The 13,302-nt window shown below is 60.7% G+C and carries 9 protein-coding genes; 1 reads left to right on the top strand and 8 read right to left on the bottom strand.

Annotated features, from left to right (window positions below; translation table 11 throughout):
- The first annotated feature begins 287 nt into the window (after positions 1-287).
- Positions 288-1,181 carry a LysR family transcriptional regulator gene (locus tag JZY08_RS16460; RefSeq protein ID WP_082185834.1) on the top strand — a complete coding sequence of 298 codons (894 nt, stop codon included), beginning with the start codon at positions 288-290 and terminating at the stop codon, positions 1,179-1,181.
- A 233-nt stretch (positions 1,182-1,414) separates the two neighbouring features.
- On the opposite strand, the gene JZY08_RS16465 is transcribed toward JZY08_RS16460, so the two are convergent.
- The 8 genes from JZY08_RS16465 to JZY08_RS16500 form a co-directional block, all read right to left on the bottom strand.
- On the bottom strand, positions 1,415-2,368 hold the full coding sequence (locus JZY08_RS16465) for a substrate-binding domain-containing protein (protein WP_216332598.1): 954 nt from the start codon (positions 2,366-2,368) through the stop codon (positions 1,415-1,417).
- An 87-nt stretch (positions 2,369-2,455) separates the two neighbouring features.
- A complete protein-coding gene (locus tag JZY08_RS16470) occupies positions 2,456-3,457 on the bottom strand; it encodes an ABC transporter permease (protein ID WP_082185833.1) in 1,002 nt (333 codons plus the stop codon).
- A gap of 38 nt (positions 3,458-3,495) precedes the next feature.
- Positions 3,496-5,019, bottom strand: a complete 1,524-nt coding sequence (locus JZY08_RS16475; RefSeq protein WP_216332599.1) for a sugar ABC transporter ATP-binding protein — start codon at positions 5,017-5,019, stop codon at positions 3,496-3,498.
- A 189-nt stretch (positions 5,020-5,208) separates the two neighbouring features.
- Positions 5,209-5,832 carry a TetR family transcriptional regulator gene (locus tag JZY08_RS16480; protein WP_080600483.1) on the bottom strand — a complete coding sequence of 208 codons (624 nt, stop codon included), beginning with the start codon at positions 5,830-5,832 and terminating at the stop codon, positions 5,209-5,211.
- Between the two features lie 100 nt (positions 5,833-5,932).
- Complete coding sequence (locus tag JZY08_RS16485; RefSeq protein ID WP_003500055.1) at positions 5,933-9,067, bottom strand: efflux RND transporter permease subunit; 3,135 nt, start codon at positions 9,065-9,067, stop codon at positions 5,933-5,935.
- Positions 9,068-9,078: 11 nt separating this feature from the next.
- On the bottom strand, positions 9,079-10,323 hold the full coding sequence (locus JZY08_RS16490) for an efflux RND transporter periplasmic adaptor subunit (RefSeq protein WP_216332601.1): 1,245 nt from the start codon (positions 10,321-10,323) through the stop codon (positions 9,079-9,081).
- 250 nt (positions 10,324-10,573) lie between these two features.
- Positions 10,574-12,079, bottom strand: coding sequence for a sensor domain-containing diguanylate cyclase (locus JZY08_RS16495; RefSeq protein WP_137038833.1), 1,506 nt, complete (start codon positions 12,077-12,079; stop codon positions 10,574-10,576).
- A 169-nt stretch (positions 12,080-12,248) separates the two neighbouring features.
- Positions 12,249-13,073, bottom strand: a complete 825-nt coding sequence (locus JZY08_RS16500) for a bifunctional allantoicase/(S)-ureidoglycine aminohydrolase (RefSeq protein ID WP_216332603.1) — start codon at positions 13,071-13,073, stop codon at positions 12,249-12,251.
- Positions 13,074-13,302 lie beyond the last annotated feature (229 nt).

The following is a 13,302-nucleotide window of genomic DNA, read 5'->3' on the forward strand; positions in this document are numbered from 1 at the left end:
AGAAAGGCCCGCACCGTCGTTGCTTCATATGTCCTCGCATTTCCCGGTTGGCCGGAATAGCGACTGGAGGGGTTAGTTCCAGGTACCTTACCTAAATCCTCACCACATCGAGGACTCGGCGGACACACATGGGCACGTGCGACTTTGGGCAGCACGGGAGATAAGAATATTCGCCGTCATAATCAAGAGGATTTTTTCATCAAAGCGCGGATTTTTTCAGCAGCGGATTTAGGGTTGAACAGTCGCCTCCCAGCGTTCAATTATATGGAACAAACCGGAGGATTTTCATGGACACGCTGACCCGCATCCGCGCCTTTATCGATGTCGTCGAGGCGGAGGGTTTTTCCGCCGCCGCACGCAAGACCGGACGCTCCAAGGCGCTGTTGTCCAAATATGTGCGGGAACTGGAGGACGATCTTGGCGCGCTGCTCCTCAATCGCACCACCCGGCAGTTCTCGCTGACGGAGGCAGGACACACCTACTACCGCACCGCCTCCGATATCCTCAAGGAAATCGACAATCTCGCCGATCTGGTAAGGGAGAAGAATGCCGATCTTAAAGGCAAGCTCCGGATTTCGGTTCCCCGTACCTTCATCGACGCCGATGTCGGCCAGAGCCTGATCGACTTCGCCAAGGAAAACCCGGAACTGTCGCTGGAAATCGTCGCCGAGGACCGGTTCGTCGATCTGATCGAGGAAGGCTTCGACCTTGCGGTTCGAATCACGCGGCTGGAGGATTCGGGCCTCATCGCCCGCAAGCTTTCCGATTTCCGCGTCTATGCGGTGGCGACGGCGGATTTCGTGGCCCAGCACGGGCCGCTCGACGGCCCGCAGGATTTCGCCCGCGTTCCCTTCATCATCGACACCAACACCCGCTTCCACAACTCCGTTCGATATTTCGAACCGGATGGCGGCTCGAACTCGGTGGCCATCAGCGGCCCCATCGAGGTCAACAGCCCGCAGGCAACGCTGCGCGCCGCACGCGCCGGGCTTGGCATCGCCATGGTGCCGGATTTCATCGCGCGACCCTATATCCAGTCCGGAGAGCTGGTGACGCTGTTCGACGATTATATTTCCAAGGACCGGGGCATCTACGCGGTCTATCCGCACCGCCGCTACCTGCCCGCCAAGGTGCGCAGCTTCGTGGATTATCTCTCGGCGTGGTTTCGCAAGAACGGGTGACGTAGCTGACACTCCCCGAGCGTCATGCCGGACTTGATCCGGCATCCAGCCACGGCGCGTCTGCGCCGTGAAAGGACTCTCCCGCGATCAAGGACTTGACCGCACTGGACCCCGGATCAAGTCCGGGGTGACGGAGTGGGGATGCAATCGTCTCGCCAAATTCAAGCCTCGGCAAAACTTTTAGCAGCATCGACGCCCGCCTTTCAGCGGGCGTCGCATGGCCGGAACCCTTATCAGAACGGCGAATCCGGGAAGTAGAACTGCTCGGCATTGTCCTTGGTGACGAGCGTGGCATCGAGAATATACTCACCGGCAACCGGCACCTGATCGTAGAAATGACCGGCCGTCAGCTGCATGGCGGTCGCCACCATTGCCGGCGGATAGAGCACGTCGACCGGCACCAGCTTGTCGCCGTCCATGACCTTCTTGATCATGTCCTTGGAACCTGCACCCGCGACGATATACTGGATATCGGTGCGTTTCGCCTGCTGGATCGCTTCAAGCACGCCGATCGCCATGTCGTCATCCTGACACCAGACCACGTCGATCTTCTTGTATTTGGTCAGATAGTCCTGCATCACGCGGAAGGCGTCGTCGCGGTTCCAGTTGCCATATTGACGGTCGAGAACCTTGACGCCCGAGCCGGCGATACCCTTGTCGAACCCGTCCTGACGCTGCTGGTCGATCGGGATAGGCAGGCCGCGAATGACCACAACTTCAGCATTCGGCGTGGTTTTCTTGATGTATTCACCCGCCACCTGGCCAAGCGCCGGGTTGTTGCCGGCAACATAGAGATCGCGGATCGAATTGTCGTTGACGCTCGGCGCGCGGTCGACCAGCGCGACGAAGGTGCCCTTGTCCTTGATCTCCTTGATGGCGTTGACCAGCGGATCGGGATCGGATGGCAGCACGACCAGCGCATCCAGTCCCTGCACGGCAAGGTCCTGAAGCGCGTTTGCCTGGTTGGCGGCATCCGGCGAGGTCTTGACGATGACGTTCAGACCCGGATGCTCCTTCATCAGAAGCTTTGCCACCCGTTCGGCATGGTAGACGACACCCGCCGTCCAGCCGTGGTCGGCCGCCGGAATGGACACGCCGATGGTGACCTTCTTGTCCTGCGCATGGGCCGAGCCCGCAAGCACCGCAGCCAGCGCGGCAAAGGCCACGCCGATGAATTTTCTACGCATAGTCTCTTTCCTCCCAAGACCGGGGCGTTCCTCCTCTTACAACCGCGCCTGCCCCACATACGCGGTCAAACTCCCCATCGCGCCCTGCTATCTGCGGCTCAAAGAGCGCTGCACCAGCATGGCGATGATGATGATCGCGCCCTGGATGGCGCCGATCAGATATTCGCTGACGAAGTTAGACAGGATCATGATGTTGCCGACGATCTCCAGAATGAAGGCGCCGCAGATCGTGCCCCAGATGCGCCCTACGCCGCCGCGCAGTGCCGTGCCGCCGACGACGACGGCGGTGATGGCCTGCAGCTCCCACAACATGCCTGTCGTGGCCGAGGTGGAGGCGAGACGCGGCACGTAAAGCAGAACGGCGACGGCAACACAGAGGCCCTGCACGACATAAGCGATGGTGCGGACCCGGGCGACCGAAATGCCGGAATATCGCGCCACATCCTCGCTGGAGCCGACAGCGGTCAGATGCCGGCCATAACGGGTGCGGTAAAGCACGAAGGCGGCGATGGCGGCCGTGACGAAGATGGCGATGACAGGCACCGGCACGCCGAAGACATTGCCAAAATAGACCGGGCGATAAAGCGTCTGGATTTCCGGGTTGCGCAGCGTGATCGCGCCGCCCTGCGACAGCCAGGTTGTCAGCCCGCGATAGATGCCCATGGTGCCAAGCGTGGCAATGAACGGTTCAATGCGGCCGATGGTGGTGATGAGGCCGTTGGCGAGCCCACAGGCCGCACCGATGGCGACCGCAAGCGCCATGGCGGCGAGCAGCATCAGCAGCGGACTGGCAATCACGCCGCTGTTCATGAACAGGATCATCAGGCTGGCCACGAAAGCGACCATGGCGCCAACGGAAAGATCGAGCCCGCCGGATGTGATGACGTAAGTCGCGCCAAGCGCGATGATGGCAATGAAGGCGCTGCGGGTAACGACATTCAGGAGATTGTCGATGCCGATGAAATTGGGATTGGCGATGGTGCCAAGAACCAGAAGCAGAGCCAGCGCCACAAAGGGCGCTACGGCGCGCAGATCCCAGTCCTTCGAGGTCTTCGGCGTTTTGCCGTTATCAAGTGCGGCCTCAGTCATGTTTCCCCTCAGTATTCTTCCCCTTGCGCATCTTCACCTCAGACCACCTCTTGTGTGTGAACGCCTGTCGCCAGCGCCACGATGTCGTTTTCGGTCATGCGCTCCCCCGTTACCTCGCCAACGATCCTGCCGGAGCGCATCACGACGATGCGGTCGCAAATGCCGATCAGCTCCGGCATTTCCGAGGAGACGACAATGATCGAGCGCCCCTCATCCGCAAGCTTGGCGATGAAACGGTAAATCTGCTCCTTCGTGCCGATGTCGATGCCCCGCGTCGGCTCGTCGATGATGACGATGGACGGATCAAGCAGCATCATCTTGGCAAGCAGCAGCTTCTGCTGGTTGCCGCCGGAAAGCTGGCCCGCCAGCAGATCCTTGCGGCCGGTGCGGATATCGAAATCATGGATAGCGTCGTCGAGCGCCGCCGTCTCCCGGCGGGTGTCGATCTGGAACAGCCGGCTGAATTTCTTGAGCGAGGCAAGCGTGAGATTGACCCGCAAATCCTTGGCCAGCAGCAATCCCTTGCCCTTGCGGTCCTCGCTGAGATAAACGATGCCGGCCTTCAGGCTGTCTTCCGCCTTGGCGAAATGCACCGGTTTGCCGAGATGGCGGATTGTGCCACGCCCTGCCCGCAGACCGAGCACGCCCTCCATAAGCTCCGTTCTGCCCGCCCCGACCAGACCCGCAAAACCGAGAATCTCGCCCTTGCGGAGGCTGAAACCGGCATCCTGCGCGTAGCCTGGCACCGTGAAATGTTCCACCTGCAGAACCGGCTCGCGCTCGCCGCCGGCGTTGCGGTCGGGATAGAGTTTCGCCACATCGCGCCCCACCATCAACCGCGCCATATCCGCCGGTTCGAGTGCCGATATCGGGTGGGAAGCGACCAGCTTGCCGTCGCGCAACACCGTTACCCGGTCGGCGATCTCCTTCACCTCCGGCAGGCGGTGCGAAATATAAAGGACCGCCACGCCTTTCGCCCTGATGTCACGGATGACGTTCAGGAGCGCATCGGTTTCGATGGGGGTGAGGCTCGCGGTCGGCTCGTCGAAAATGACGACGCGATGCGGCACCAGTAGGACGCGGGCGATCTGCACCAGTTGCCGCTGGGCAATAGACAGGCTGCCAACGATGGCGTCCGGATCGATCGTGCCGCCAAGATCGCCGATTGCCTTGCGGGCACCCTCGCGCATGGCGCGGTCGTCCACCATCGGTCCCTTACGCAATTCACGCCCGAGATAGATGTTCTGCGCCACCGTCAGATCCGGCGCCAGCAATATTTCCTGATGCACGAGAACGATGCCGCGATGTTCGGCGTCCACCGGGCCGCTCAGCGTAACGGCTTCGCCGTCTATCTGGATTTCACCGCCCGACGGCTTTTCGTTGCCCGCAAGCAGCTTCATCAGCGTGGACTTGCCAGCGCCGTTCTCGCCGATGATGGCGTGAACCTCGCCGGCGCGCACCGCGATCTCAATATCCTTCAGAACCTGTACCGGACCAAAAGACTTCGACAGCCCGACCGTCCGGATAAGGGCCGGGTCTGGAGATGCTTCAGCAAAAGCCATGTGCCATCACCGGTGTCCGGCGCGAATGGACGGCGTTTGCCCCTTAATTTTATTTGAAATGACCATCTGCGAACTCCTCCCAAAGCTCAAGGAAGAAGCTAGCGTCCGTTTTGAGGTACGTAAAGCAAATTTCGCTGGTCTTTTAGAATACACTCAAATTTGACCGCGCCAGCGGGTCCAGAAATCCGGTCATGACGACGGGGAACGCTGAAAACCCTTCATGAGACGATGCACAGCCTCGGCACCTTCCTTAGCCAGATCGAAACGCTTGCCGAAGAGCAGCCAGTCGGAGCAAATGCCCTTTATCAGCCAGTAGATCGCATCGAGTGCCGATTCCGCCGTCCAATTGTCATTGAAAGCGCCTTCGGCCTCCGCGCGCTCGAAAACCGCCTCAAGGCGCTCTTTCTGGGAACGGTCCAATTCCTCCTGCGCGTGCAGAACCGGTGCGAACTCATCGGAATAGTTGGTGCGCAGGCTGATGGTCATGATGCGCTGGCGCTGTTCGTCTCCCGCCAGCAGGGCCAGCCACTTGCAAGCGGCTTCCTCGATTTTGGCGAGAAGCGCCAGGCCTTTCAGATCGGGATCGTCGAAATCGAGCAGATCCGATTCGGGCAAGGCGACCGATTCATAAAGCCCGATGAAAAGGTCGCTCTTGCTGGAGAAATGCCAGTATATCGCACCGCGCGTCACACCGGCAGCGGCCGCCACCTCGTCCAGCGAACTGTTGGCCACGCCCTTCTTGAAGAACACCCGCTCGGCAGCGGCAAGGATCGCCTGACGGGTCTCTTCTGCCTCGGCCTTGGTACGGCGCATGCTGATGTCTCCTTCGAATCGTGGCACGGTGCCTTCGCACCGTGCCTGTTTGCATTGCCGGCCCATCAATCACATGACTATGCCGGCCTTTTCATCCGTTTTATTCCGCAGGCGATACGGCGTCAGCAGCAATCTGGCTGTCCTTCTTCCGATCCCCGAAAATCTTCATGACAAATACGAAGAAGACGGGAACGAAGAAGATCGCAAGGATCGTCGCCGAGATCATGCCGCCGAGCACGCCGGTGCCGATGGCGTTCTGGCTGGCCGCGCTTGCACCCGAAGCGATCGCCATCGGCAGAACGCCGAGGGAGAAGGCAAGCGAGGTCATCAGGATCGGCCGGAAGCGCAAGTGCGCCGCCTCCACCGTCGCATCATAGGTGGATTTTCCCTCCGCCCGCAAATCCTTGGCGAATTCGATGATCAGGATCGCGTTCTTGGCCGAAAGCCCGATGATGGCGACGAGGCCGACCAGAAAGTAGACGTCGTTCGGCATGCCGCGCATCATCACCGCCGCCACCGAACCGATGACGCCGAGCGGCACCACCAGCATGACGGAGAGCGGAATGGACCAGCTTTCGTAAAGCGCCGCCAGAAGCAGGAACACGAACAGAACGCTAAGCCCGATCAGCGCCGGCGCCTGCGAACCGGACTGGATTTCCTGCAGCGACTGGCCTGTCCATTCGAAACCGAAGCCGCTTGGCAACTCGCCCGCCAGACGCTCCATTTCAGCGATCGCGTCACCCGAGGAATAACCGGGTGCCGATTGCCCGCCGATACGGACCGCGGGATAGCCGTTATAACCGACCACCTGCGAGGGACCGCGGACCCATTCCACCGAGGCGAATGAGCTGATCGGCACCATGCCGCCATTGGCGTTGCGAACGTTGAGGTGCAGCAGGTCCTCGGTCTTCATGCGCTGGCCCTGCTCCGCCTGCACGGTCACGCGCTGCATGCGGCCGGCATTGGGGAAGTCATTGACGTAGGACGAGCCCATATTGGCCGAGATGGTGGCGTTGATGTCGCTGAAGGTCACACCGAAGGTATTGGCCTTTTCACGGTCGATGATGAGGTTGACCTGCGGCGAATCCGGCATGCCTTCGACACGAAGGCCGGCCAGAACAGGGCTCTGCTGCGCGGCCGCCATCAGCTGCGCACCGGCAGCACTCAGCGCAGCCTGTCCGGCACCCGCACGGTCCTGCAGGCGGAAGGTGAAGCCGCTGGAATTGCCGAGACCCTGAATGGGCGGCGGCGACAGCGTGAAGGCCATGGACCCGGGCAGGCCCCACAGCTTGCCGTTGATGCGTTGGGCGATGGCGGAGGCGGAATCCTCCGGTCCACGCTCGCTCCAGTCCTTCAGCGTCGCGAAGGCAAGACCGGCATTCTGGCCGGAACCGGAGAAGGAGAAGCCCGAAACCGCGATCACGCGATCGACCGCCGGTTCCGCCAGGAAGATCTTTTCGATTTCCTGGATGGATTGCAGGGTGCGTTCGCTGCTGGCTTCCGCCGGCGCCTGGATGTCGACGATCAGGTAGCCCTGGTCCTCGTTTGGCAGGAACGAGCTCGGCAATTGCATATAGGCCCAGCCGAGACCGGCAAGCAGCGCCGCATAGATGATCATGAACCGGCCGGAACGCTTGATGATGCTGCCGACCGACGAGGAGTATTTATGCGAAGCCTTGTCGAAGCCGCGGTTGAACCAGCCGAAGAAGCCCTTCTTCTCATGGTGCCCGGCCTTGATCGGCTTCAGGAACGAAGCGCAGAGCGCCGGCGTGAGCGACAGCGCGAGGAAACCCGAAAACAGGATGGAGACCACCATCGTCAGGCTGAATTGCTGGTAGATGATGCCGACCGCCCCGGGGAAGAAGGCCATGGGCACGAACACCGCCGTCAGAACCAGCGTGATGCCGATGATGGCGCCGGAAATCTGGCCCATCGCCTTGCGGGTCGCCTCCTTCGGCGACAGGTGTTCTTCCGCCATGATACGTTCGACATTCTCGACGACGACGATCGCGTCATCGACCAGAATGCCGATGGCGAGAACCATGGCGAACATGGTGAGAACGTTGATCGAGAAACCCGAGACATACATGATGGCGCAGGTGCCGAGCAGCGCCACGGGCACCACGAGCGTTGGAATGATGGTGTAGCGAATGTTCTGAAGGAAGACGAACATCACCACGAAGACGAGGATGATCGCCTCCACCAGCGTGTTGATCACCTTCTGGATCGAAATCTTCACGAAGGGGCTGGTGTCGTAGGGAATTTCATATTCCAGACCGGGCGGAAAATAACGCGACAGCTCTTCCATGGTGGCGCGCACGCCATCGGAGGTCTGCAGCGCATTGCCGGTGGGCGAGAGCTGCACGCCGATGGCCGCACTCGGCTTGCCGTTCAGGCGGCTGGAAAAGGCGTAGCTTTCGCCGCCCACTTCCACGCGCGCCACATCACGCAGCCGGACGGACGAGCCGTCCGGATTGGCGCGCAGAACGATGGAGCCGAATTCATCCGGCGTTGTCAGCTGGCCCTGCACGTTGACGGTGGCCGAAATCTGCTGGCCAATCGGGTTGGGCGACGCGCCGATACGGCCCGCCGCAACCTGCGAGTTCTGCGCCTGAATGGCGGAGATGACGTCGGACGAGGTGAGGCTGAGGCCGAGCATCTTGTCCGGGTCCATCCAGATACGCATGGAGCGCTGAGTGGCGAACAGCTGCGCGCTGCCGACGCCCGGCACACGGCGCAATTCGCCAAGCACGTTGCGGCTGAGATAGTCGCCAAGACCGATGGCGTCGGTATTGCCATCCATGGAGGTGAGCGCCACCATCATCAGGAACGAGGTGCCGGCCTGTTCGACGCGCAGGCCCTGCTGCGTGACCGCCTGCGGCAGGCGCGGCTGGACACGGGCGATGCGGTTCTGCACCTCGACCTGTGCCTCGCCGATATTGGTGCCCGGCGCGAAGGTGACGTTGATGGAAATGCTGCCGGACGATTCCGAGGTCGATTCAAAATAGAGGAGACCCGGGACACCGTTCAGCTCTTCCTCGATGGGACGCGTGACGCTCTGGTAAATGTCTTCAGGCGCTGCACCCGGATAGTTGGTCGCAATTGAAATCTGCGGCGGCGCCACGTTCGGATATTGCGCAATCGGCAGCATGGGAATGGCGAGCAGGCCCGCCAGCATGATGAAGATGGAGACGACCCAGGCGAAGATGGGCCGATCGATGAAGAAACGTGCCATGAAATCGGTCCTTATTGCTTCGCAGCCGGGGTCTCGGCCGAAGCCGCACCCTCGCTGCCGGCGGCAGCAGCGACATCGGGCTCCGCAGACCATGGTTCAGGCTTTACCTTAGCGCCCGGCGCGGTTTTCTGGAAACCTTCGGCAACGACGCGGTCGCCATCCTTCAGTCCTTCCGAAATCACCCAGCGGTCGCCGATGGAGCGACCGACGCTGACACGCCGCTGCTCGACCGTGTCTTCGGCATTGACGACAAGCACGCTCGCCTGCCCGCCCGCATCGCGCTGCACGGCCTGCTGCGGCACGGCGAAAGCCGCCCTCTCAATGCCCTGCTGGATCTGGACGCGGACATACATACCCGGCAGCAGGTCGCCATTCGGGTTCGGGAATTCGCCACGCAGCGTCACCTGGCCCGTGGTTTCATCGACCGCGGCTTCCGAAAATAGCAGGCGGCCGGGAAGCGGATAACGGCTGCCATCATCAAACAGCAGGTTCACTTCGGCCTCGTTCGGGCCGGTCATCAGCTGGCCGTCCTGCAGGGCCTTGCGCAGGCGAATGAGATCAGCCGCAGGCTGGGTGAAGTCGGCATAGATCGGATCGAGCTGCTGGATCGTCGCCAGATTTTCCGAACCGGTAGCGCTGACAAGCGCACCTTCGGTGATCCGCGCCCGGCCGATCATACCGCTGATCGGTGCGGTTACATTGGCATATTGCAGGTTAAGCTTCGCCTCGGCGACACCGGCTTCAGCAACGGCCACCTCGGCATCCGCCTGCGCCAGCTGGGCTATGGCATTGTCGAACTCCTGCTGGGAACCAACGTTGGAGCGGCGCAATTGCTGCTGCCTGTCCGCCGTCTGCCGCGCCTGCAGCTGCGCGGCCTGCGCCCGGCGCAGCGTTCCTTCCGCGCTGTCGACACGAACCTGAAACGGTGCGGGATCGATCCGGTAAAGAACGTCGCCTTGCTTCACCAGCGAACCCTGCTCGAAGACCCGTTCGACGATGATGCCGGAAACGCGCGGGCGCACTTCGGCAAGCCTCGTCGGCGCAATGCGTCCCGGCAATTCGTTGTTGATGGGCAATTCTTCCTGTTTCACCGTCACGACCTTCACCGCGCCGGGTGGAGGAGCGCCGGGCGCGGACGCCTGCTCATCGCTACATCCGACCAGAACGATGCCTGTCAAGAACACCGCCACGATCTGTCCCAATCTCTTCGCCATCCTGCGCTCCGAATCCATAAAATAGGTCACATTTACATACATACTAAGACGTATGTAAAATACTGGCAACATATTTGTTGCAGCGCAGCAGCGGTGTCACGCGCTTGTGAAGGCCGCTTGCCAGCTTGAAAATCGGAATTGGCGTGGATTTTTTGCGGAAGGGCGAACATGAGCTACCCGCGAAACGGGTCACCCACCGCAGATGGCAGGGATCGCCGGCAATCCCGCTACCGGAACTTGAAATGGTGAAAGGAGCGAACAGACGGGCTAAAGCGCCCTTGTCGCCCAGCCGTCAGAACAGGCGCTTCACGGTCGTGTTTTCCGGCTGCGGACCAGCCTTCGTCGTGTCGCTGTTATCGGCAGATCTGTTGCGCAGCGCTGCATAATAAGCGTTTTTCTGCTCGTACATATTCATATCGGCGCGGCGCACCAGCGATTCCATCGTCTCGCCGGCCTCGCTGGTTGCAACACCGAGCGACAGGCTGAGCGGCGCGCTGGAATAGAATTGATTATTGATCTTCAGCAGCTCATAAACGGTATCGACCATGGCAGCAGCGATCTGTTTGTCCGCCCCGGGAAGCAGAATGGCGAATTCGTCACCACCGATGCGCGCCGCATGGTTCGGCGCGGTCACGACGCCGTTCAGGACCTCACCCATGCGCCGCAACAATGCGTCACCGGCATCGTGCCCGAGCTTGTCATTGGCGTCCTTCAGGCCGTTGAGATCGATGACGATGGCCGAGACGGGCCGCAGCGCGCTGCGGTCCAGCCGGTTCAGCTCGTCGGAATAGAAAGCGCGATTGTGCAGCTTCGTCAGCACATCGTGCTTGCCCAGATATTCGAGATAGGCTTCCGCCTTCTTGCGCGCGGTGATGTCCGTCAGCGCCACCTGCACCAGCGACCAGTCACGCTCATGACCCGGAAAAACGGAGAAGTGCAGCAGCACATGCCGCTCCGAACCATCCAGCGCGTAGTTCACCACCTCGCGGTGATGGGTGAGATTGCCGTTCCAAAGCTCCATCAACTGCTCACGGAAAGGCTTTTCCATCTCTCCGCGGAAAATATCGCCGAGCCGCTGCAGCAGGACCTGCCGGTCCGGCGCGCAAAACAGATCCAGCGTCGCCCGGTTGACGTCGATCACCCGGATTTCGCTCATGCATTGGCGAACGAATTCGGGATGCACATCCATGAACACCCGAAAATCGATGATGCCGCGCTCCCTGACTTCCTCGATCAGCCGACGGACCCGGCTAAAATCCTCCACCCAGAGGGAAACCGGCGAATGCTTGAACATGCCTTCGGCATAACGGCGGTTGACAAGCTCCTTGCGGCGCGCCTCCTCGCGTTCCGTCACATCTTCGGTCGTCAGCAGCAGCCGCCCGAGCGTTTCTTCATGGCCGGGTATGACCGCGCCGCGCAGCTGGATATCCAGCCGCTTTCCGCCGATCGAATAATTGACGGCATTGCTGGTGAATTCCGTCTTGCCCGCAAAGAGTTCCGAAAGCTCGTTCACGTGGCTTTCGAGCATGTCATCGCGAAAAATCCGGTGCAGATTGTCGACGAGATGCGCCTGATCGCGCGCTTCGAACAGCTCCAGCGTTTTGGCGTTGACCTGAAGCACGCGGATTTTCTGCGAACAGGCCGCGACACGGGACAAATCCTCCAGGAGAAAAGTCCTGATATCCTCGACACCCTCCGCCCGCCAGATATCAAACTGGTTCTTCACCGCGCTGAAATCTTCGATCCACATCGCCACGGGCGCAAGATTGAAGATATTGGTATCGATCGTCTCAATCATACAGGCAGTCTTCTTCAGGATGAATGCGGGCGGATGCCGAAATCATGCGGAGCAGCGATCGCCAACCGCATATTGGGATTTATTAGGGATATTTGATCTAAAGCAAGCATTTATCGCGCAAGCCCGCGGATTGCGCGATAATTCACGGTTTCAGGCAATATGCCGCCTGTTACCAGAGCTTCACATGCCGGTTCACATCCTTGTAGAGCAGATAGCGGAACCGGCCCGGCCCGCCCGCGTAACAGGCCTGCGGGCAATAGGCGCGCAGCCACATGAAATCGCCCGCCTGCACTTCCACCCAATCCTCGTTCAGCCGGTAGACGGCCTTGCCTTCCAGCACATAGAGACCGTGTTCCATGACATGGGTTTCCATGAAGGGAATGGTCGCCCCCGGCTCGAAGGTGACGATGTTGAGATGCATGTCGTAACGCACATCCTCCGGATCGATGAACCGGGTCGTCGCCCATTTGCCATCCGTATCGGGCATCGCCGACAGGGCAATCTCGTCTTCATGTGCAAAGATCGCCGGCGGCGGCTCAAGACCGTCAACCGCCTGAAACGCCTTGCGGACCCAATGGAACTTGACGGGCGCCTTGCCGGAATTGCGCAGCTGCCAGCGCGAGCCGGCTGGCAGGAAAGCGAAAGACCCCTCCCGCAGGGCATGCTGCGCGCCCTCGAACTCCACCGTCATTTCACCGTCGACGACAAAGATCGCCGCCTGCGCCCTTTCATCGGGCTCCGGCCGGTCGCTGCCGCCGCCGGGCTGCACCTCGACGATATATTGCGCGAAGGTTTCGGAAAAACCCGTCATCGGCCGGGCAATGATCCAGGCCCGCGTGCCGGTCCAGTGCGGCAGCACGCTCGTCACGATATCGGACATGACGGTTTTGGGGATGACCGCATAGGCAGTCTTGAAAACAGCCTTGCTCGACAGCAGTTCCGTCTGCCCCGGCAGACCGCCCATATCCGAATAATATCTCTTCATTTCAGCCATTCCATTCTGCAACGCATTCGGCGCGGATTCTTAGGCCCGCAGCAGCGTTTAATCAAATGGTTATTGGTGGCGGACGAGCGGGTAACAGGATGTCATAGGCAATGACATGAGGCACGTCGTCGCCGCTTGTTTCTTCTCCCCGCCGGGGAGAAGGTGGCCCGAAGGGTCGGATGAGGGGGCGAGGTAGCGATAGGCTGCGAGCTTGCCCCCTCATCCCGCTGCCGCGATC

Origin of the sequence: Rhizobium sp. X9 (genome assembly GCF_018873185.1) — a bacterium.
GTDB classification, from domain to species: Bacteria; Pseudomonadota; Alphaproteobacteria; order Rhizobiales; family Rhizobiaceae; genus Agrobacterium; species Agrobacterium oryzihabitans.